Consider the following 19,713-nt stretch of genomic DNA (forward strand, 5'->3'; position numbering starts at 1 on the left):
ATTTCCCGCCCCACAGCCCCCTCGAGAGTCCATACGGTCGAAGGACCGACGGTTGAACGAGGGGACCAGGTCGTGAAGAGGTTGGAGGATCTGCCCGAGCCGGTTGAACTGCATCGCGCGTTCGCCGGAAATCATCCCCTGGACTGGGGAGACCGGACCCCCACGAAGGCCGGACTGCTCGCGGATTTTGGTGAGCTGGCTTCTCGACGCGCGCTGGAGAGCCTGGCGGCGATCGGGTGGCGCGATGCCGCAGCGATCTCGGACCTGCAGGCTGTCGTCGCTCCCGACTTGGAGCTGTACCAACCGGACAGACGCGTCAAGTCGCCGCAGTCACTGGCCCGCAAGATCAAGAAGTACACCGGCAAGCGCCAGCAGGTTCCGGTGATCGAGGACGTTCAGCGCTATACGGTGCTGACATCCGTTCACGGCCGGCTGCCGGAGGTCACCCGCCGGAGCGCCGACAACCTGCGGGATCTCGGATGGCAGCTCACCGCCGTCCGAAACTCCTACGTCGACGGCAGCCGGTACAAAGGCATCCATCTGAACACCTTGGACCCACGGGGGCAGCGGATCGAGATTCAGGTGCAGTCGAGGGCTGCGATCGCGGTCAAGGACGCGACGACCAGACCCTACGAACTCGCCAGGGACGACGAACTCCCGAGAGTAGTGCGCGAGCAGGCCAGACTCGAATGCATCCGTCTGACGGCTTGCCTACCGAATCCGGTGGGTTTGGACCAGCTGAGCAGCCTCATCGACTTTCCGGTGTCGGTTCAAGGCTATGGTCTTGATCGCGGGCAGCCGAAGGCACGCGGTCGGCGGACAACCGGACTGGATCGTCGGGCCGATACCGGTCGGGACCGGCCTATCGAGAGAGGACGAGAGCTGTGAGCTTGTACGTCGTGCGGGACGGGGAACGGCTCGTGTGGGTCGCGGCGGTGTTGGGCGAGGATGTGTATTGCTTCGTGCCGGACACCGGGCGGTTTCATCGGAACGACGGGGTGCGGGACGACTTCTTCATGGAGCAGGAGTTGGTGTACGAGGCGGTGACCGTGGGCGGGGCTCGGCGGTTGATCGAGGGTGGGCTTCCGGCGTTGGATCCCGAGGTGATGGCGGATCACCTCGCGGAGTGGCGGGCGGATGCGCGGGCCTTGGAGCCTGAGCAGGTGTTTGCGAGTGTGGTCGCGGATCTTCGGTGAGGATCGTTGCAGGGTTGACGGCAGCGGTCGGGGGACCCTGGGGCTTGTAGGTTTCGGGGTATGGGTGTGCGGATCACTGGGCGGAGTTTTCCTACGCCTGATTTGGTGAAGACGGTGAACAATCCGGCTGCTTGGGATCAGTTGGGTGGGTTTGCGGAGGTGCAGGCTGCTGAGGCTGCTGCGGCTCTGGGGGTGTTGGAGGAGCGGCTGGCGTCGGCGGGTTCACGGGACGAGCGGGTTGCGGGGTTCGAGGCGGCGTATCGGCATGTGGCCGAGTGGCGGTACCAGGTTGCTCTGCAGGGGCAGTGGACGCGGCCTCACGCGAGTGCGGACGACGTCCGGGCCACGATCGGTGAGGGGCACATGCGGTACCGCCTGTCGCCGTCGGCGGGGAATCGGGAGCCAGGGACGCCGGCGTGGAAGTTGCTGTCCGAGTTGGAGGCGGTTGCTCTGGAGCGGATGGGTCGCGACCACAGGATGCAGAACGTCGTGACGTTGCGCGGCGGCGAGACGGTGAACGGGAACCGGCTGGTCTTCCTGGCTGCGCCGCGGGATCCGGCGACCGGCGGTCCGTATCTGGGGTCCCCGGACCAGGTGGTCACGGAGACCGCGGACCAGGCGGACTGCGAGGTCCTGCGGCGTGCGTCGTTCGACGCGCTGGCCGAGTTGGAGGAGGCACGGGCCGCGGGTGCGGCGGACCCGCGCGACCCCGAGCAACGAAAGACGTTCACCGACGCGGCGTACTTCCTCGTGCAGGGCCCCGAGTTCAAGCGGGGCAGCGACGCGATCATGCGGACGTTCCTGGTCGCGGCGCATGCCCGGGTGTTCGACGCGGCACCGGTGTTGCCGCAGGCAATCGACCTGGACGGGATGGTCCGCGGCCAGGACGGTTTCCACCGGGTGATGAACGAACAGCTGCGACTCGCCCCGGCGCCGGCCGAGCAAGCCGCCACCACGACCACCGAGCGGGCACCTCAGCCCAGGACCGCCCACAGGCCGAACGGTCTCACCCGCTAGTCACCGGGCTGCGGGGGTGTAGAGCTGGGTGATGACGGATTCGATGGTGGGTTCGGAGACCGAGAGGTCCATCAGCGGGTAGTTGGCGGCGATCTCGGCCAGGAGGGGCGCCGCGCTCGTGCTGGTCGGGAAGGTGAGGTGCTGGCGCGGGCCGTCGACCTTGACCACGGTCGCTCCGGTGACCTCGATGGGTGGCAGGGACGTGGCGAGGTCCACGACCAGAGTGCGGGGCGCGGACTGGCTGGACTTGAGGCGGTCGAGGGTGCCGTCGAAGATCTGGTGCCCGTGGTCGATGACCATCACCCGGGTGCACAGCGCCTCGATGTCGTCGAGGTCGTGGGTGGTGAGGATGATCGTCGTCCGGCGCTCCGCGTTGACCTGCGCCAGGAACTCGCGCAGCCGCGCCTTGCTGATCACGTCCAGCCCGATCGTCGGCTCGTCCAGGTAGACGATCTCGGGGTCGTGCAGCAGGGCCGCCGCGATGTCGCCGCGCATCCGCTGCCCGAGCGACAGCTGGCGGACGGGAACGTCGAGCAGGTCGCCGAGGTCGAGCAGTTCGACGAACGTCGCCAGGTTCTCCCGGTGCCGGGCGAGCGGGACGTCGTACATCTTCTGCAGGACGGCGAACGAATCCTTCAACGGCAGGTCCCACCACAACGTGGTGCGCTGACCGAAGACGACGCCGATGCGCCGGGCGAGTTTCAGCCGGTGCCGCGACGGGTCGACGCCGGCCACCCGGATCGATCCGCCGGACGGCACCAGGATCCCGGTCAGCATCTTGATCGTGGTGGACTTCCCGGCCCCGTTCGGCCCGATGTAGCCCACCACCTCGCCCGGCTCGACGGCGAAGGTCATCCCGTCCACCGCCCGGACCTCCCGCCTGGTCCGGCGCATCCCGGACCGCGAGGTGACCGTGAACGCCCGCGACACATTGTCCAACTCGATGACAGCCACTTCAGCTCCCTGTACTGCGATAGCGACGAAGACCGGCCCGCCACGCCAGCGATGCCAGCGCGACCATCAGCACCGCGACCAGCGGCGACAGCAGCCCGATCCAGGACGGCAGGCCCAGCGGGGCCGGTTTCCCCAGCACGAACAGCACCGGGTAGTAGTTGACGAAGGCAAGCGGTACGACGAACGTCACGGCCCGCACGATCTCCTTGCCGAAGATCGTCAACGGGAACTGCGTCAGCGCCTGCCCGCCGTACGTGACCGAGTTGGCCAACTCGGCGGAGTCGACCGACACGAACTGGAACGCGCCGCCGAGCACGAACAGGGCCCCGAAGATCACCGACCCGGCGACCAGCGAGACGCCCAGCATGAGGCCGCGGGCAACTGTCCAGTCGACCTCGAGGTGGATCAGCGCGAGCACCAGCACGGTCGCAGCCTGCAGCGGGCGGCCGAGCCGGCGCAGCGCGAACCCATCCGCCGCGGTCTGCAGGAACGCGGGCACCGGCCGGATCAGGTACGCGTCGAACGAGCCGGTCCGGATCCGCTCGCCGACCCGCTCGATCGATCCGGTGACCAGATCGGCCACCCCGAGCGCCATCGAGGCCGTTGCGTAGAGCAACGCCATCTCCGGCAGCGAGAACCCGCCGAACGACCTGATGTGACTGAACATGAACAGCACCGCGATGAAGTCCGTCACCGTGACCAGCATCGAGCTCACCAGCATCAGTACGAACGACGCCGGGTACGCCAGCGCGGACCGGATCCACAACACGATCAGCATCCAGTACTGCGCGGGCGCGCGGAGGACACGCTCAACCACCCTGGATCACCACCTTCCGGGTCGCCAGCGTGGTGGCGAACTGCCCGATCAGCAGCAGCACCAGGAGCCAGCCCACCTGGAACACCAGCGCCGCCGCGGTCCCACCGGGGTTCCGGCCGAGCCAGATGTCGATCGGCACCTGCATGGTCGCGGCCCACGGCGTCGCACGCGCGACCGTACCGATCCAGCCGGGGAACGCGACCAGCGGCAGGATCGTCCCGGCGAAGAACAGCGACAGCACCAGCGCGAGGTGCTCCATCCCGCGCGAGTCCGTGATCCAGAACCCGGACAACGCGACCAGATACCGGATCGAGAAACTGACCAGGATCCCGAGCACCAGCCCGAGCGCGATCACCGGCCACAGGCTCACGCTCGTCGGGAACTTGAGGTCGAACACCAGCGCGCCGACCAGCAACGGTGCGCCGCCGCGGACCAGCAGCTGGAACATCGCCCGCCCGAGATCGACGGACATCCACCACAGCAACAGCTGCGTCGGCCGGTACAGGTCGACGGCGATCTCGCCGCTGCGGACCCGCTCCCCCAGTTCGTTCGTGGTGGTCGCGCCGAAGATCCCGATCGGCATCAGCAACCCCTGCTGCAACCACACGAACGTGAGCGCGTCAGGGACGTCGTACCCGCCGAGCCCGGGGCGTTCGCGCCACAGGGTCAGATAGACGCCGCACAGGATGAACCCGAAGATCGTGTTGGTGAAGATGCCGGACACGCTGGCGATCCGGTACGTCGAGAACCGCCGGAAGGACCGGACGGCGATCGCCCAGTAGACACCCACTACTACCTCCTCTCGCACTCCTAGCGGTGTCCGAGAAGCACAGCGGCACGCGGAACTGCCCCGGATCCATCAGGACCCGGGGGTTCGGACACCACTGTGGCGGCATGGTTGGACCACGCCGAATTGTCAAGGGCAGAAGAGGGACGGTACGCCGGTGCGCGCCGAGGCGTCAACAAAAATAACCGGTCCGGGCGCGGGACCCCTCAGACCCACGCCCGGACCGGTGCCCGGGGGAAGAACAGGAACCTACAGGGTGTCGGTCTTCAGCAGATGGGCGAGGTGGGTGGCGAACGGCGCCGGGTGGCTCGCGTACCCGCCGTGCCCGCCCGGGAACATGACCACCGGCCAGCCGAGGTGTTCCGCGACGACCTCGATCGGCCGCCCGGGAAGGTGCGCGAACGACTCCAGCCCGGCGGCCGGGACGACGCGATCGGCAACCCGCTTCAACGCGTCGAGATCGGGCAGATACCGGGTGAACGGCAGGAGCTTGTGCTCGTAGAAGGTGGCCGCGTTCGCCTGCATCCGTTCCGCGAGCTCGCGGTACTCCGGTAGCAGGTCCTCCATCGGTGGCATCGCGTCGTCGTCCATGCCGGTGCCCATCATGAACACCACGTCGGCCGCGGTCAGCCCGTCCTCGCGGTACGTCTCGTACACGTCCTCGAAGAACGCGCGCGCGTCGGCCGCGTCCGGCAGCACCTCGGTGCACGGCGGCTCGTGCGCGACGAGCATCCGGACCCGCTCGGGGTGCCGGGTGATCAGCTCGAGGCCGGTGATCGCGCCCGAGCTGGTGCCGAAGACGTACGCCGGCTCGTGGCCGGCGACCGCGTCGAGCAGGGCCAGCGCGTCGGCGGCCGACTGCTCGACGGACTCGTCCGTGGCGTCACCGTCGGACCGGCTGCGGGAGTTGCCGCGCGGGTCGTAGGTCACCACCGTGTACTCGGCGGCGAGTTGGCCGACCATCCCGGAGAACACGCCGGCGTCGGTCCCGCCGCCCGCGATCAGCAACAGCACCGGTCCCGATCCGGTGACCTCGTAGTGCAGCGTTGCCCCCGGCACCGCCAGCTTGTTCACAGTCTTCGCACCCATCAGGCGAGCCCCCGTTTCTCATTCGGTATGGCGTTCACCCTCAGAGTGCTCCGCTCCGCTGGCATCCCACGCACACGCCGCTGGCACGGCGGCAGTTCGACAGGACGTGTCCGCCGATCGACCCATCCCTCAGGCGTGCGCACCCGCCCGACGAGCGGGCAGTGGACGTATACGTACTGTCGAGCTGCAGAGCTCAGCCAACATCCTCGAGCGGGATCGGCGACGGTTCGTCCAGGCCGGCCCACGGGTCGCGCGGCGGGGACTCGCGGCGGCCCTGGGGGCAGATCTTGGCGAAGTCGCACCAGCCGCACAGCGGCGACGGCTCCGGCGGGAACACGGCGTCCGCCTCCGCCGGCGTCAGGCCTTCGGCCCAGCGGGCCTCGGCGGCGGCCGCGTCGTCGGCCATCGCCTCGGCGCGCTGCTGGTGCCGGGCGAGCGACGCGTCGTCGTGATCGGCGGCGGCGACCGTGTTCGTCGGGAGGTGGTGGAGCTCCACCCGCGTACACGGCTTGTGCAGCACGCGCCGCGCACCGAGCACGTAGAGCGCCATCGCCAGCGACGACCGGGCGTCGATCGGCGTCAGCGGCCGGCGTCCGGTCTTGTAGTCGACGATCGCCAGCTCGGTCCCGCCGCTCCCGTCGCGGGCCGGGCGCTCGTCGATCCGGTCGACCCGCCCGCGCAGTGAGGCCCGGGCGGTGGTGAAGGCGACCGTCCGCTCGACGCCGCGCGGTTCGTAGTACGGATCGGAGTCCCGCAGGTAGCCGAGCACCATCTCGGTCGACCGGTCCCGCCAGTCCAGCGACTGCTGCTCGTCGCGGAACCCTTCGCTGCGCCAGCTCGACCGCATCTTCGCGACGACCTCGTCCGGCGTCCGGCGGGACGCGGGCCAACGCCCGAAGAAGTCGGCGAGCACCTCGTGCACGATCGCGCCGACCGTGTTGTGCGCCCACGGCGGGCCCTTCGGCGGCCGCGGCGTCTCGAGGTAGGTGTAGCGGTACTTCCGCTTGCAGTCCGCGAACGTCAGCAGCTTCGTCGGCGTCGCCACGAACAACCGCGTCGGCATCCCGGGAAGCATGTCGTTCATCTCAGCCGGCCTTGATGAAGTCGGTGACCGCGTCGGCGACCAGCTGGACGGCGATCGCGCTCAGCAGCAGACCGGCGATCCGGGTGACGAGCAGGACGCCGTTCTCCCCCAGGATCCGCATGATGACGCCGGAGAACCGCAGCGTCAGCCACATCACCAGGTGGATCGCGATGATGCCGACCGAGATCGCGACCACGTCCGGCAGCGACCCGTTCGCCCGCTGCACGAACACCATCGTGGCGACGATCGCGCCCGGCCCGGCGAGCAGCGGCGTACCGAGCGGGACGAACGCGATGTTCACGTTCTTCGTCTGCACCGGGTCCTCGGCGGTGTCGGTCAGCAGTTGCAGCGCAATCAGCAGGAGCAGCAGACCGCCCGCGCACTGCAGGGCGGGCAGCGTGATGCCGAGGTGGTGCAGGATCTGCTGGCCGAACGCCGCGAACACGACGATCACGCCGAACGCGACCAGCACCGCCTGCCAGGCCGCCTTCTTCCGCACCGCGCGGGACTGGCCGGCGGTCAGCGAGATGAAGACCGGCACGGTGCCCGGCGGGTCCATGATCACGAACAGCGTGACCACCACCTCACTGAGCAAACCCAGGTTGATGACACTGTTCACGGAAGGTAGGCCTCGGGGACCTGTGCGTCGGAGGCGGCGGCGTTGCTCTTGGCGATCTCCAGCAGGCGCTCGAACTGCTCGGGCTCGGTCGAGTTCACACCCAGGTCGTGGTCGATCTTGCCGGCGCCGTGGTGGTCGCTGGAGCCGGTGTACACGATGCCGAGATTGCGGGCGATGGCGCGCAGCGCCTCCCGCGACTCCGGCGAGTGGTCCTGGTGGTCGACCTCGATGCCGGCCAGGCCGTGGTCGGCGACCAGAGTGGCCAGGTTCTCCTCGGTCATCACCTTGTAGCTCGACCGGCCCCACGGGTGCGCGATGACCGGCACCCCGCCGGCCTGGCGGACCAGGTCGATCGCGTGGCCCGGCTCGAGCGCATAGTGCGGCACGTGGCCGGCGCGGCCGTCGGCGAGGAAGCGGTCGAACGCCTCGCTGCGGTTCGCGACCGTGCCGTTCGCGACGAGGGCGTCGGCAACGTGCGGGCGGCCGACCGACGGCGTCCCCGTCGCCTGGGCCAGCACCTCCTCGACGGTGAGCGGCACGCCGATGCTGTTCAGCCGGGCCACGATCGTCGGGATCCGGTCGGTGCGGCCCTCGCGGACCACCTGCAGGTCCTTCGCGAGCGGGGCATAGGCCGGGTCGAGCAGGTAGCCGAGCAGGTGGACGCTGATCCCGTTGAGCTTGCAGGAGATCTCCAGCCCCGGCACGAAGCCGATGCCGAGCTCCTCGGCGGCCCGGCGGCCGTCCACCCACCCGTCGGCGGTGTCATGGTCGGTGAGCGCGATCACATCGAGCCCGGCCTGCTGCGCATGCCTCATCAGGACGTCCACCGGATCGGTGCCGTCCGAACGGTTCGAGTGGGTGTGCAGGTCGATGAGCACGAGCGGTCCTGGGTCCCTTCGCCGGGTGGCTGTCACCGCTGATGCTATCCGCGTTCACCGACGAGACCTGGCACTTGTGCACAGACGCTCTATTCTTCGGGGGCATGGAGCGCGTCGACTGTGTGGGTGCCCTGGTGTACGACGAGCAGCACCGGCTGCTCGTGGTCCGCCGTGCCAACGAGCCGGGGCGCGGTCTGTGGTCGATCCCGGGCGGACGGGTCGAGCCGGGCGAGGACGATCCGGCGGCGGTCGCGCGGGAGGTCGCCGAGGAGACCGGCCTGACCGTCGAGGTCGGCACCTTGGTCGGCGAGGTCGAGCGCCCCGGCCCGCGGGGACAGCTCTACGTGATCCGCGACTACGAGGCGACAGCCGTCGGCGGCGAGCTCACACCGGGTGACGACGCGACGGACGCACGCTTCGTGACGCGCTCCGAGATCGCCTCGCTGCCCACCGCCACGCTCCTGATCTCCACGCTCGAGCAGTGGAACGCCCTGCCGGGGTAGTGACGACATCCGTTGGGGTCTGGGAACAAGCAATAACCTGTCCCCAGACACCCGCGCTTGTCGCGCGACAGTACAGACTGGGCAGGTGGACGTGGTGCGGGCGATCGAGGAGAACGCGGCCGAATTGCTGATGGCGATGGGTGCCGCGGGCGGCGGATCGCAGCGGTCGGACGAGCGGGCGGAGTGGACGATCGGCGGGTCGCCCATCGATTACCACAACGCGGTGGTGCGGGCCTCCGACGCGGGGGTGATCGCCGAATCCGTGGCGGAGTTGACGAACCACGGCGTCCCGGGGACCTGGCACGTCGGGCCGTCGATGCGGATCGCGGCCGCGGATCTGGTCGCGGCGGGGTTCGTTCCCGCCGGCGCGGAGCCGGGGATGGCGGTGCGGATCCCGGAGCTGGTCGAGCCCCGCGCCGTTCCCGGGTTGTCGTTGACCCGGGTCGGCGACGACGAGGCGCTGGCTGTGTGGGAAGCAACGCTCGGACAGGGCTTCGGCGAGGGCGAGCGGGAGGCCCGGTGGGTCGCGTCGGTCTACCGCAAGCTCGGGTACGACGACCCGTGGCGGCACTACATCGGGTGGTCGGACGGTACGCCGGTCGCGACCGCGACGGTGTTCCTCGGCGCGGGCGTGGCCGGGCTGTACTTCGTGATGACGGTGCCGCAGGCCCGGCGGCGTGGGATCGGGGCGGCGATCACGTACGGCGCCCTGCGTGACGTGGACGCCGAGTACGCCGTCCTGGGCTCGTCGTCGGCCGGGCGGCCTGTGTACGAGGCGCTCGGGTTCCGCGAGCACTGCTCCATCGAGCTCTACGAGTGGACCGGCTGAGGCGCCGGAGCCGCGGTGACGGCGCGTTCGCGCAGCAGGAGCAGCGCGTCGACGAGCATGACGGCGGCCGTGAGGCCGTGCACGCCCAGGGCCGTCGCCGCCGGGCCGCCGTGGCTGAAGACGACGATCATGTCCGTGATCGGGATGATCACGAGGACCGCCATGATCACGCCGGTGGTCCGGCGCTGCCGCAGCACGACGAACAGGGTGAGCAGGACGAGACCGAGGGCGATGTCGCGGATGCCCTTCACCGGGAAGTACCCGGCGGCCGTGCCGGTCGGCCACGGGTCGATGCCGAACCCGGCCGCGGCGCCGGCCCCGTCGAACAGGAACCGGGAACCGAAGGTGAGCGGGAAGATCCCGAGCAGAACGGTCAGGACGGTGGTGAAGCGGCGCATGGTGGAACTCCTCTGATCTAGCGTTGCTAATCTTTCTAGCAATGCTAGACCTGTCGCCGCTAGATTGTCTAGCGGTGCTAGCATTCGGGTATGCCGACCCAGTCACGCCGCGAGCGGGCCCGCGCGGAACGCCACGACCTGATCCTGCGCACCGCCCGCGAGCTCGCCGAGTCCGTCGGCTGGGGCGCGGTCACCACCCGCCGCCTGGCCGAGGCCGTCGACTACAGCCAGCCGGTCCTCTACGGCCACTTCAAGAACATGGACGCGATCGCCGACGCGGTCGCCCTGCAGGGCGTCGAGGAACTGACCGCAGCGATGCGTACGGCGCGCGCTGCCGGCGGTCTGCGGGCGCTGGCCCAGGCGTATCTCGGCTACGCCGCCGACCATCCGGCGGTCTACGAGGCGATCTTCGTCCGCCCCACCGACCTGTCGTTCGGCACGCCGGACAGCCCCTCCCCGCTGAAGGACGCCTTCGAGGAGATCCGCGCCGGCGTTGAGCCGTTCGCGGAGACCGACCCCGAGACCCTCACCGAGGTCTTCTGGAGCGCCCTGCACGGTCAAGCCACCCTCAACCACACCCACCGGCTGCGCCCGAGCCACACCCAGGCCCGCGTGGACCTCCTCATCACCCGCCTGACCGCCTAGCGGTCAGGCGTTCCAGTGCAGGATCGCGGGTGAACCTCGCTCCCAGCCGAGGGTCGAGACGGTGGCGGTGTTCAGGACGAAGTGGCGGCCCTCGGTGACGTCGAGTTCCAGCCAGCGGGCGGTGAGGCCGCGGAGGGCGTGGGAGTGGCCGAAGACCAGCACGTCACCGGGCACGGCGGCCAGGCGGGCGTTGACGCGGTCGAGGCGCGCGGCGACCTCGGCGGGGGTCTCGCCGTTCGGCACCGGATCGTCCCAGACGGTCCAGCCGGGGACGGTCTCGCGGATCTCCGCGGTGGTGATCCCTTCGTAGTCCCCGTAGTTCCACTCGACCAGGTCGTCGTCGACCTCCGCGCCGGGGAAGCCCGCGAGCTCCGCCGTACGCCGGGCGCGCTGCCGCGGTGACGTCAGCACCAGGTCGAAGGACTCCGCCGCCAGCCGCTCGCGCAGACTCGCGGCGACGCGCTCACCGTCAGCCGTCAGCGGCAGGTCGGTGACGGACGTGTGCCGGCCCGACTTGCTCCACTCGGTCTCTCCGTGCCGGACCAGGAAGACCCGGTCCTTCCGCTCGTCTGAGGTCACCCCCGCATCCTCTCAAACCGGCCCCGAGGTCTTGACCGTTTGAACGATCCACGGCAGGGTATCGAAACTGTAAGCGCTTCCACTGCCCCCCTGAGGAGCGAACCCCGATGCCTTCCGGTCCCACCGGCCGGCCGGCGACGATCTATGACGTCGCGGCCCGCGCGAAGCTGTCGATCGCGACGGTTTCCCGTGTCCTGCAAGGGACCGGCCCGGTTTCGGCCAAGGCGCGGGCGCGGGTCGACCAGGCGGCGCAGGAGCTGAACTACGTACCGCTGCGGGCGGCGCGGAGCCTCGCCGTCCAGCGGCACGAGGCGCACGGGCTGGTGCTGCCGGATCTGGCCGGCCCGTTCTACGGCGACCTCCTGATGGGGTACGAGCGCTGGGCCGGCGAGCACGGCCAGAGCGTCGTCATCACCGTCACGCACGGCAACCCGGACCCACGACGCAGTGTGATGGACCTCGCCGGGCGCGTCGACGGAATAGTTGTCCACGGCAACGCTCTCGAGCTGCCGACGGTGCAGGGCCTGCGCAAGGCCGGCGTACCGGTGGTGCTGATCGCGCATCCACCCGTCACCGGCTGCGACTCGGTGCGGAGCGAGAGCGCCGCCAGCGCGGAGCAACTGACGACCCGGCTGCTCGAGCACGGCCGGGAGCAGCTGCAGTTCGTCGGTGATCCCGCCAGCTCGTACGACGTGTCCGAGCGGTACGCCGGCTTCGCGAAAGCGCACCAACTCCGCGGGCTGCCGGTGCCGAAGCCGCTGCGGGTCCCGCTCACGGAGGAAGCCGGCCGGACCGTCGCCGAGAAGATGCTGCAGGCAACCACCCGGCCGGACGGGCTGGTGTGTGCCAACGACGAACTTGCCCTGGCTGCGCTGGTGACGTTCGCCGCGCACGGGGTGCACGTGCCCGGCGACATCGTGGTGACCGGGTGGGACGACGTGATGGCGGCGCGGTACGTGTCGCCGGGGCTGACCACGGTGCGGCAGCCGATGGCCGAGCTGGGCCGGGTGGCCGCGGAGCGGTTGCACGAGCGGGTGACCGGGGTCCGGACCCGGGCCCGCAACGACGTACTGGCAACACAACTGGTGCTGCGGGACAGCTGCGGCACCAACCGGGGGATGCAGGAGTAATCCAGTGAGGAGACACACATGTTCACCCACAGCATCCGCCGCCGGCTGGTGATCGGCAGCGCTGCACTCACCGCCACAGCGCTCGCGCTGGCCGGTTGTGGGCGGTCGGAGGACACGCCGAGCGGCGGATCCCAACCGGCCGCCACCATCAGCGACGGGCCCGCCACCGGCAACCTGACCGTCTGGGCGATGGGCACCGAGGGCGAGAACCTGCCGAAACTGATGGAGCAGTTCAAGCAGGCCAATCCCGGCGTCAACGTGACCGTCACCCCGATTCCATGGGACGCCGCGCACAACAAGTTCACCACCGCGATCACCGCGAACACGCTGCCCGACGCCGCCATGGTCGGCACCACCTGGATGGGTGAGTTCGCCGACCTCGGCGCGCTCGACCCGACGCCGCAGGGCATCGACAGCTCCGTCTTCTTCCCCGGCGCGCTCGACACCACGAAGGTCGGCGGGACGCAGTACGGCGTGCCGTGGTACGTCGAGACGCGTTCGGTCTACTACCGCAAGGATCTCGCCGCGAAGGCCGGGTTCAGCACGCCCCCGACGGACTGGGACGGGCTGAAGGCGATGGCCAAGGCGATGCAGGACAAGGCCGGCGCGAAGTACGGGATCAACCTGACGCCCGGCGGGACCGGCTCCTGGCAGACGGTGATGCCGTTCGCGTGGTCCGCGGGTGCGAGCATCACCGGCGACGACCAGAAGGAGTTCACCTTCGACACGCCGCAGCTGCAGGAAGCCCTGACGTACTACCAGAGCTTCTTCACCGGCAAGCTCGCCGGGACCGACATCCCGCCGGACAACACCGAGGCGTACTTCGTCACCGGCAAGGCGCCGATCTTCATCTCCGGACCGTGGATGGCCGGATCGGTCGCCAAGCTCGGCGGCGCCGCGATGAAGCCGAACATCGGGGTGTTCGAGCTGCCTGCCAACAAGACGTCGACGTCGTTCGTCGGCGGGTCGGACTTCGTTGTGTTCAAGTCGTCGAAGAACAAGGACAGTGCCTGGAAGCTGGTCAAGTTCCTGTCCGACCCGAAGACGCAGGCGGCGTGGTACAAGATGTCGTCCGACCTGCCCGCGGTGAAGAGCGCCTGGCAGGACCCGAGCATTGCCGGTGACCCGCTGCTCCCGGTCTTCGGGAAGCAGCTGGAGACCGCGAAGGCGCCGCCGAGCGTCCCCAACTGGGAGCAGGTCGCGACCGCGTTCGACGCCGAGGTGGAGAAGATGGTCAAGGCCGGTCAGTCCCCTGCCGACACCGCCAAGGCCATCCAGGCCAAGGCCTCCCAGATCGGTACCGGCGGCAGCTGATGAGCTCCCGGGAGACCACGGGCGGGGTTGCCGCCGCCGCGCCTGCCGCAGTTCTGGGCCGGCGGCGGCGCGGGGCCCGGGACCGGCAGACCGTGGCCGCGTGGGTTCTCGTCCTACCCTTCGTGCTGTTGTTCCTGGCGTTCACCGCAGGCCCGGTGCTCGGGTCGTTGGGGATGTCGTTCACCGACATCAGGCAGCGGGACCTGCGGACACCGTTCGCGGTGGACGGTGTCGGGTTCGGCAACTACGCCAAGGCTCTGTCGGACGAGACGTTTCGCAAGGCGGCGTTCAACACCGCGTACTTCGTGGTCGTCGGCGTACCGCTGACGCTGGTCGTCGCGCTGGCGGCGGCGGTGCTGCTGGACCGCGGCGTGCAGCGGTTCCGCAGCGTCTTCCGGGTCGGGTACTACTTGCCGGTGGTGACCTCGATCGTGGCGATCGCGGTGATCTGGCGGTTCGTCCTGGCCCCCGACTCCGGGCTGGTCAACAGCGTGCTCGGCTGGTTCGGGATCGACGGACCCAACTGGCTGGCCTCGAGGACCTGGGCGATGCCGTCGCTGATCGCGATGGCGGTCTGGCGCAACTTCGGGACCGCGATGCTGATCTTCCTGGCCGGTCTGCAGGGCATACCGCAGACCGTCGAGGAGGCCGGCCAGCTGGACGGCGCCGGGTCGTGGCAGCGCTTCCGGTACCTGATCCTGCCGCTGCTACGGCCGACGGTTCTGTTCACCACGGTCACCACCGTCATCGGCTACCTGCAGTTCTTCGAAGAGCCGCTGGTGATGACCGACGGCGGACCGTTGAACAGCACGCTGTCGGTGTCGATGTACACCTACAACCAGTTCGGGTTCGGGAACTACGGGCTGGCGACGGCGATGGCGTACATCCTGTTCGTCGTCATCGCGGTCGTCACGTTCATCCAGTTCCGGCTGCTGAGGGAGAAGTGATGCGCCGTACCTGGTGGATCTACCTGATCGGGGTCCTGGGGCTGGTCGCGGTCGCGGCGCCGTTCCTGTGGATGGTGCTCGGCAGCTTCAAGACCCAGGGCGAGCTGCTCCGGGTGCCGCCGACCTGGTGGCCGGACCGGCCGACGAACCAGAACTACGCGGACCTGTTCAGCAAGGCGAACTTCCCGCGCTACTTCCTGAACTCCACTGTGGTCGCGCTGGCCGTCACGGCCGGCAACCTGACCTTCTGCTCGATGATCGGCTACGCGCTGGCCAAGCTGCGGTTCAAGGGCCGCAACGCGCTGTTCGTGGTGGTGATGGCCACGCTGATGATCCCCGGCATGGTCACGTTCGTCCCGCTGTTCGTCCTCGTCACCAACGCCGGGCTCGCGAACTCGTACCCCGGCCTGATCCTGCCGTTCCTGGTCTCGCCGTTCGGCGTGTTCCTGATGCGGCAGTTCTTCCAGGGGCTGCCCGACGACCTGATCGACGCCGGCCGCGTCGACGGCACCGGCGAACTCGGCATCTTCGCCCGGATCATGCTGCCGCTGACCCGGCCCGCGCTGGCGACGCTCGGCATCCTCACCTTCCTCGGATCCTGGAACAACTTCCTCTGGCCGCTGGTGGTCGCCCAGACCGAGGACAAGTACACGCTTCCCGTTGCCCTCGCCCTGTACTCGACCGGGCAGAACGCGCAGAACTTCGGCCTGCTGATGGCCGGCGCGGTCGTGGTCGTCGTCCCCGTGCTCGTCATCTTCCTGGCGTTCCAGCGGCACGTGACCAAGGGCATCGCCATCACCGGACTGAAATAGGAGACTTCAGATGACCGCCTTCATCAGTCGCCGCACCTTGCTCGCCTCCACCGGAGCGCTCGCCGTGGCCGGGGCCGCCGGATCATCCGCGTACGGCGGGACGCCCGCACCCGCCCAACTGCTGAAAGGCGGGTGGGTGCCGAGCCCGGGCGATCGCGCTCTGGCCGGGCGGTGGGCCCGCGACACCTGGCGCAGCCTGGTCGCCATGACGGACGAGCGCACCGGGCTGCCGGCCGACAACATCGGTGAGTTCGTGACGAATCCGGTGCGCAGCAAGTACACCTCCCCCACCAACATCGGCGGCTACCTGTGGAGCACGGTCGTCGCCAAGCATTTCGGCATCATCTCGCCGCAGGAGTCGCTGCGCCGCATCACGCAGACGCTGACGACGATGAAGAACGTCGTCCATCATGAGCCGAGCGGCATGTTCTTCAACTGGTACGACGAGGCGACCGGCGAGGTCCTGCACACCGACCCGGACGGCACCAGGGCGATCACGCCGTTCGTGTCGAGCGTCGACAACGCCTGGTTCGCCTGTGCGCTGATGGTGGTCCGGAACGCCGAGCCGCGTGCCCAGGCGCTCGCGGATTCCCTGCTGAACAAGATGAACTTCGCGTTCTACTACAACCCCGCGGCCCGCCCGGGCGGCCTGATGCGCGGCGGCTTCTTCGAGACCCCGCCGCCGGACGAGGAGACCGACCAGGGCAACCACGCCGGCGTCGGCCCGGACGTGTACTACCGCAAGTTCCATTACGACACCTGCAACACCGAGGCGCGGATCGCCGGATACGTCGGGTTCGCCCTCAACCAGGTCCCGCACACGCAGTACTTCGCGACGTACCGCACCTTCCCGGACAGTTGCGACTGGTCCTGGGTGGAGCAGAAGCCGAAGGGCGTGCACCGGACGTACCTCGGTCTCGACGTCTTCGAAGGGACCTACGAGTACCGCGGGATGCGGCTGGTCCCGTCCTGGGGCGGCGACATGTTCGAGTCGCTGATGCCCGACCTGTTCGTGCCCGAGGCGACCTGGGCGCCGCGCAGCTGGGGCCTCAACCACCCGCTGACCGTCCGCGCGCACATCGAGCACGGCCTGGACGACGCTCGCTACGGCTATTGGGGCTTCTCTCCCGCGTCGAACCCGAAGGGCGGGTACTCCGTCTACGGTGTCGAGGCGATCGGGATGGACCCGTCCGGCTACCCGTCCGACCTCGAGGGCACCAACTACGACGGCGGGTTCGAAGGCTGCCGCGAAGGCACCAATCCGAACCCGGCCTACGGCGACGGTGTGGTCACGCCGCACGCCGCGTTCCTCGCGATGGCGTACGCGCCGCGGCAGGCGATCGACAACCTGAGCAAGATCGAGAACACCCTGCACGCGTACGGCGGCGGCGGGTTCTACGACTCGGTCGCGGTGAAGTCGGGACTGATCGCGCGGCGGTACCTGTCGCTCGACCAGGCCATGGTGATGGGTGCCATCGGCAACGTGTTCGGCAACGACCTGATCCGGCGGAGCTTCGCGAGCCGGACGGTCGAGCAGCGGATCCGGCCGTTGATCGGGATGGAACAGTTCGAATCCGGAGTCGCCTGAATGCTGGAGAACGCCAAGGCCGACTGGGACGAGCGGATCGCGCTGCGCAGCGACGAGGAGCGTGAGTTCACCTTCCCCGACCTCGATCCGCCGAAGGAGGTCACAGCGGCCGGCGGCGTCGGCCAGGTGACGATCGGCTGGTCGCCGGTGGACGGCGCGGCCGGCTACCTGATCCTCCGCGGCGCCGGCGCGCACGGCCCGCTGGAGCCGGTCGATCACCACAGCGGCGACGTGCTGCCGGTCCCGTCGCCGCCGTACGTCGACACGACGTGCACCCCGGGCACGCCGTACCGCTACGCCGTGGCGAGCGTGCCCGAAGTGACGGCCCACGGGCGGCCGAGCTCCACTGTCGGCGCCGTGCCGCTGGTCGCCGGTACCGTGGCTCCGACCGTCACAGTAACTGTCGACGTGGTTGCCGAGGGCATCGAGTTGGAGCGGCCGTGGGAGCCGATGGTCGGCAGCGAGCGGCTGAGCCAGCTGCTCTGCAAGGACCTCACCGGCGGGCACGAGATCGGCCGCGAGCTCGAGGACGCGCTGCGCCGGATGCACGACGAGCTCGGGGTCCGGACGGTGCGCGCGCACGCGATCTTCCACGACGACACCCACGTCGTCGACGGCCCGTCGTACGACTTCTCCGTGGTGGACGCGATCTACGACAAGCTGCTCGCGATCGGGCTGCGGCCGGTGGTCGAGCTCGGGTTCATGCCCCGGGAGCTGGCGAGCGATCCCACCAAGACGGTCTTCGAGTACGCGGCGATCATCTCGCCGCCCGCGTCGTACCAGCGCTGGCACGACCTGGTCCGCGCGCTCGTCCAGCACCTGGTCGACCGGTACGGCCTCGACGAGGTGCTGACCTGGGACTTCGAGGTGTGGAACGAGGCGAACCTCAAGGTCTTCTGGTCCGGCACCAAGGCCGAGTGGCTCCAGCTGTACGACGTGTCCGCGGCGGCCGTGAAGTCGGTCGACCCGCGCCTCGCGGTCGGCGGGCCGTCGTCCGCCGCGGCCGGATGGGTCGACGACCTGCTCGACCACACCAAGCGGTACGGCACGCCGATCGACTTCGTGTCCACGCACACCTACGGGTCTCCGCCGCTCGACGTGCGGGCGTCGCTGGAGCGGCACGGGTACGGCGATGCACGGATCCTGTGGACCGAGTGGGGTGTCACGCCGAGGCACTTCAACCCGATCAACGACTCGGTGTTCTCCGGGGTGTTCCTGCTCCGCGGTATGCGGTCCGCGGCCGGCCGGATCGACGCGCTCTCGTACTGGGTCGCGTCCGATCACTTCGAGGAACTCGGCCGGCCGCCCCGGTTCCTGCACGGCGGTTTCGGCCTGCAGACCGTCGGCGGGCTGGCGAAACCGCGCTACCACGCGATGACGATGCTCAGTCGCCTCGGCCCGGTCGAACTGCCCGTCACGTACGACGGTGACGGCGGCGGCAGCCTGGTGGAAGCGTGGGCCTCGAGAGACCGCGACCGGATCGCCGTACTGCTGTGGAACCTCACCCTGGATCAGTCGAAGGCGGACGGCGCCGCCGAGCTGACGCGGAACATCCGCGTCCAACTGCCGGGTGTGGACTCGTGCTGGGAAGCAACCGCGACGACTCTCGCGATCGGCACTGCAGACCTGGCGACAGCCGCCGTGGGCCTGCCGGATTGGCCGACCGACGACGAACTGGCCGAGTTGGCCGAACGCACACGGTTGGTCAGTACCCCACTCGAGTGGAGTGGTTCAGCGGTCGAGGTGACGCTGCCGATGCCGGCCGCTGTGCTGCTGGAGCTCCGTCCACCTCGAGTTTGACCGCCTCGTTGAGCCAGCGTTCGACGCCCGCGATGTGCACGGTCGCCCAGGCCTGGGCGACCTCGGGCTCGCGGGCGGCGATCGCGTCCAGGATCGAGCGGTGCTCGGCGACCGAGCGGTTCACCGCGCCGGTCTGGGTGAGGCCGCGCCAGATCCGGGCCCGGTAGGTCGGCTGCCGCAGGCTCTCGATGATCGAGGCCAGCGTCCGGTTCCCGCTGCCGATCGCGAGCAGCCGGTGGAACTCGACGTCACAGGCGAGCTGGTCGTCGGCGGACGGGTCGTCGCCGAGGTCGTCCAGCAGTGCGCGCATCCCGGCGATCTCGTCGTCGGGCATCCGGAGCGCGGCCCGCGCCGCGGCGGCCGGCTCCAGGATCCGCCGTACCTCGAAGAACTCCAGCACCGAGGCGTCCTGGTGCAGGTCCAGGACGAAGCCGAGTGTCTCCATCAGCAGCGGCGGGTCGAGGCTGGTCACGTAGGTGCCGTCGCCCTGCCGGACCTCGAGCACCCGGATCAGAGCCAGTGCCTTGACCGCCTCGCGCAGCGAGTTGCGGGACAGCCCGAGCCGGGAGGCCAGGTCGGCCTCGCGCGGCAGCCGGTCGCCGGGTTGCAGCTCACCGGCCACGATCATCTGCTTGATCCGGTCGATCGCCGCATCGGTCACCGCCATGCGCACCCCTCCCTTCGCCCTGAAACCTCCGATGTCTTTGGACCATACATCGGAGGTCTA

General features: G+C 69.3%; 22 protein-coding genes. 12 read left to right on the forward strand and 10 right to left on the reverse strand.

All coding sequences use genetic code 11. The annotated features are described in order from the left end of the window. Positions 1-72: 72 nt before the first annotated feature. From ACWEOO_RS31120 to ACWEOO_RS31130, 3 genes are all read left to right on the forward strand, one after another. A complete protein-coding gene (locus tag ACWEOO_RS31120) occupies positions 73-888 on the forward strand; it encodes a hypothetical protein (protein ID WP_452146071.1) in 816 nt (271 codons plus the stop codon). Continuing rightward, positions 885-1,196 carry a hypothetical protein gene (locus tag ACWEOO_RS31125; RefSeq protein WP_452146072.1) on the forward strand — a complete coding sequence of 104 codons (312 nt, stop codon included), beginning with the start codon at positions 885-887 and terminating at the stop codon, positions 1,194-1,196. The genes ACWEOO_RS31120 and ACWEOO_RS31125 overlap by 4 nt, the downstream gene beginning before the upstream one ends. 159 nt (positions 1,197-1,355) lie before the next feature. Next, the gene (locus ACWEOO_RS31130; protein WP_452146073.1) at positions 1,356-2,213 is read left to right on the forward strand and encodes a hypothetical protein; all 858 of its coding nucleotides are present in this window, start codon (positions 1,356-1,358) and stop codon (positions 2,211-2,213) included. Here the strand turns inward: ACWEOO_RS31130 and ACWEOO_RS31135 are convergent, their stop codons facing one another. The 7 genes from ACWEOO_RS31135 to ACWEOO_RS31165 form a co-directional block, all read right to left on the reverse strand. Beyond that, on the reverse strand, positions 2,214-3,167 hold the full coding sequence (locus tag ACWEOO_RS31135) for an ABC transporter ATP-binding protein (RefSeq protein ID WP_452146074.1): 954 nt from the start codon (positions 3,165-3,167) through the stop codon (positions 2,214-2,216). A gap of 1 nt (position 3,168) precedes the next feature. After that, a complete protein-coding gene (locus ACWEOO_RS31140; protein ID WP_359925862.1) occupies positions 3,169-3,984 on the reverse strand; it encodes an ABC transporter permease in 816 nt (271 codons plus the stop codon). Then, the gene (locus tag ACWEOO_RS31145) at positions 3,977-4,774 is read right to left on the reverse strand and encodes an ABC transporter permease (protein WP_452146075.1); all 798 of its coding nucleotides are present in this window, start codon (positions 4,772-4,774) and stop codon (positions 3,977-3,979) included. Before ACWEOO_RS31145 ends, ACWEOO_RS31140 begins: the two co-directional genes overlap by 8 nt. A 246-nt stretch (positions 4,775-5,020) precedes the next feature. Next, the gene (locus ACWEOO_RS31150) at positions 5,021-5,860 is read right to left on the reverse strand and encodes an alpha/beta fold hydrolase (protein ID WP_452146076.1); all 840 of its coding nucleotides are present in this window, start codon (positions 5,858-5,860) and stop codon (positions 5,021-5,023) included. A 193-nt stretch (positions 5,861-6,053) separates the two neighbouring features. Next, entirely contained in the window at positions 6,054-6,923 is an 870-nt protein-coding gene (locus ACWEOO_RS31155) for a RecB family exonuclease (protein WP_452146077.1), read from the reverse strand. Positions 6,924-6,945: 22 nt separating this feature from the next. Continuing rightward, entirely contained in the window at positions 6,946-7,563 is a 618-nt protein-coding gene (locus tag ACWEOO_RS31160) for a MarC family protein (RefSeq protein ID WP_355476596.1), read from the reverse strand. Beyond that, positions 7,560-8,441 carry a PHP domain-containing protein gene (locus ACWEOO_RS31165; protein ID WP_452146078.1) on the reverse strand — a complete coding sequence of 294 codons (882 nt, stop codon included), beginning with the start codon at positions 8,439-8,441 and terminating at the stop codon, positions 7,560-7,562. The genes ACWEOO_RS31160 and ACWEOO_RS31165 overlap by 4 nt, the downstream gene beginning before the upstream one ends. Before the next feature lie 104 nt (positions 8,442-8,545). Between ACWEOO_RS31165 and ACWEOO_RS31170 the strand changes: the two genes are divergently transcribed. Both ACWEOO_RS31170 and ACWEOO_RS31175 read left to right on the forward strand, forming a co-directional pair. Then, positions 8,546-8,944 (forward strand): NUDIX hydrolase, encoded by a 399-nt coding sequence (locus ACWEOO_RS31170; protein ID WP_452146079.1) that lies wholly within the window; start codon positions 8,546-8,548, stop codon positions 8,942-8,944. 85 nt (positions 8,945-9,029) lie between these two features. Next, a complete protein-coding gene (locus ACWEOO_RS31175; protein ID WP_452146080.1) occupies positions 9,030-9,773 on the forward strand; it encodes a GNAT family N-acetyltransferase in 744 nt (247 codons plus the stop codon). Here ACWEOO_RS31175 and ACWEOO_RS31180 read toward each other — a convergent pair. After that, the gene (locus ACWEOO_RS31180; protein WP_452146081.1) at positions 9,755-10,171 is read right to left on the reverse strand and encodes a DUF4267 domain-containing protein; all 417 of its coding nucleotides are present in this window, start codon (positions 10,169-10,171) and stop codon (positions 9,755-9,757) included. The genes ACWEOO_RS31175 and ACWEOO_RS31180 overlap by 19 nt on opposite strands. 90 nt (positions 10,172-10,261) lie before the next feature. Here ACWEOO_RS31180 and ACWEOO_RS31185 point away from each other — a divergent pair, with 90 nt between their 5' ends. After that, positions 10,262-10,816 carry a TetR/AcrR family transcriptional regulator gene (locus ACWEOO_RS31185; RefSeq protein WP_363717199.1) on the forward strand — a complete coding sequence of 185 codons (555 nt, stop codon included), beginning with the start codon at positions 10,262-10,264 and terminating at the stop codon, positions 10,814-10,816. A gap of 3 nt (positions 10,817-10,819) precedes the next feature. Here the strand turns inward: ACWEOO_RS31185 and ACWEOO_RS31190 are convergent, their stop codons facing one another. Continuing rightward, positions 10,820-11,395, reverse strand: a complete 576-nt coding sequence (locus ACWEOO_RS31190) for a histidine phosphatase family protein (protein ID WP_452146082.1) — start codon at positions 11,393-11,395, stop codon at positions 10,820-10,822. 107 nt (positions 11,396-11,502) lie between these two features. Between ACWEOO_RS31190 and ACWEOO_RS31195 the strand changes: the two genes are divergently transcribed. Genes ACWEOO_RS31195 through ACWEOO_RS31220 form a run of 6 tightly spaced genes read left to right on the forward strand, consistent with a single transcriptional unit; the run spans position 11,503 to position 18,986 of the window. Beyond that, entirely contained in the window at positions 11,503-12,525 is a 1,023-nt protein-coding gene (locus tag ACWEOO_RS31195; RefSeq protein ID WP_452146083.1) for a LacI family DNA-binding transcriptional regulator, read from the forward strand. Between the two features lie 18 nt (positions 12,526-12,543). After that, positions 12,544-13,839 carry a sugar ABC transporter substrate-binding protein gene (locus ACWEOO_RS31200; RefSeq protein ID WP_359925897.1) on the forward strand — a complete coding sequence of 432 codons (1,296 nt, stop codon included), beginning with the start codon at positions 12,544-12,546 and terminating at the stop codon, positions 13,837-13,839. Then, positions 13,839-14,786, forward strand: a complete 948-nt coding sequence (locus ACWEOO_RS31205; protein ID WP_452146084.1) for a carbohydrate ABC transporter permease — start codon at positions 13,839-13,841, stop codon at positions 14,784-14,786. The genes ACWEOO_RS31200 and ACWEOO_RS31205 overlap by 1 nt, the downstream gene beginning before the upstream one ends. Continuing rightward, a complete protein-coding gene (locus ACWEOO_RS31210) occupies positions 14,786-15,598 on the forward strand; it encodes a carbohydrate ABC transporter permease (protein WP_359925902.1) in 813 nt (270 codons plus the stop codon). Before ACWEOO_RS31205 ends, ACWEOO_RS31210 begins: the two co-directional genes overlap by 1 nt. 10 nt (positions 15,599-15,608) lie before the next feature. Continuing rightward, positions 15,609-17,186: a glucoamylase family protein gene (locus tag ACWEOO_RS31215; RefSeq protein WP_452146085.1), complete on the forward strand. Its 1,578-nt coding sequence runs from the start codon at positions 15,609-15,611 to the stop codon at positions 17,184-17,186. Further along, complete coding sequence (locus tag ACWEOO_RS31220) at positions 17,187-18,986, forward strand: GH39 family glycosyl hydrolase (protein WP_452146086.1); 1,800 nt, start codon at positions 17,187-17,189, stop codon at positions 18,984-18,986. It begins immediately after the preceding gene. On the opposite strand, the gene ACWEOO_RS31225 is transcribed toward ACWEOO_RS31220, so the two are convergent. Continuing rightward, positions 18,892-19,653 (reverse strand): FadR/GntR family transcriptional regulator, encoded by a 762-nt coding sequence (locus ACWEOO_RS31225; protein ID WP_363717214.1) that lies wholly within the window; start codon positions 19,651-19,653, stop codon positions 18,892-18,894. The genes ACWEOO_RS31220 and ACWEOO_RS31225 overlap by 95 nt on opposite strands. Between the last annotated feature and the right edge of the window lie 60 nt (positions 19,654-19,713).

The organism is Kribbella sp. NPDC004138, from assembly GCF_053603655.1.

Bases quoted from the DNA above. Each gene is read 5' to 3' on its own strand.
- ACWEOO_RS31150 (WP_452146076.1), bottom strand. From the start codon at position 5,860: ATGGGTGCGAAGACTGTGAACAAGCTGGCGGTGCCGGGGGCAACGCTG.
- ACWEOO_RS31155 (WP_452146077.1), bottom strand. From the start codon at position 6,923: ATGCCGACGCGGTTGTTCGTGGCGACGCCGACGAAGCTGCTGACGTTC.
- ACWEOO_RS31170 (WP_452146079.1), top strand. From the start codon at position 8,546: ATGGAGCGCGTCGACTGTGTGGGTGCCCTGGTGTACGACGAGCAGCAC.
- ACWEOO_RS31180 (WP_452146081.1), bottom strand. From the start codon at position 10,171: ATGCGCCGCTTCACCACCGTCCTGACCGTTCTGCTCGGGATCTTCCCG.
- ACWEOO_RS31185 (WP_363717199.1), top strand. From the start codon at position 10,262: ATGCCGACCCAGTCACGCCGCGAGCGGGCCCGCGCGGAACGCCACGAC.
- ACWEOO_RS31195 (WP_452146083.1), top strand. From the start codon at position 11,503: ATGCCTTCCGGTCCCACCGGCCGGCCGGCGACGATCTATGACGTCGCG.
- ACWEOO_RS31200 (WP_359925897.1), top strand. From the start codon at position 12,544: ATGTTCACCCACAGCATCCGCCGCCGGCTGGTGATCGGCAGCGCTGCA.
- ACWEOO_RS31205 (WP_452146084.1), top strand. From the start codon at position 13,839: ATGAGCTCCCGGGAGACCACGGGCGGGGTTGCCGCCGCCGCGCCTGCC.
- ACWEOO_RS31210 (WP_359925902.1), top strand. From the start codon at position 14,786: ATGCGCCGTACCTGGTGGATCTACCTGATCGGGGTCCTGGGGCTGGTC.
- ACWEOO_RS31215 (WP_452146085.1), top strand. From the start codon at position 15,609: ATGACCGCCTTCATCAGTCGCCGCACCTTGCTCGCCTCCACCGGAGCG.
- ACWEOO_RS31220 (WP_452146086.1), top strand. From the start codon at position 17,187: ATGCTGGAGAACGCCAAGGCCGACTGGGACGAGCGGATCGCGCTGCGC.
- ACWEOO_RS31225 (WP_363717214.1), bottom strand. From the start codon at position 19,653: ATGGCGGTGACCGATGCGGCGATCGACCGGATCAAGCAGATGATCGTG.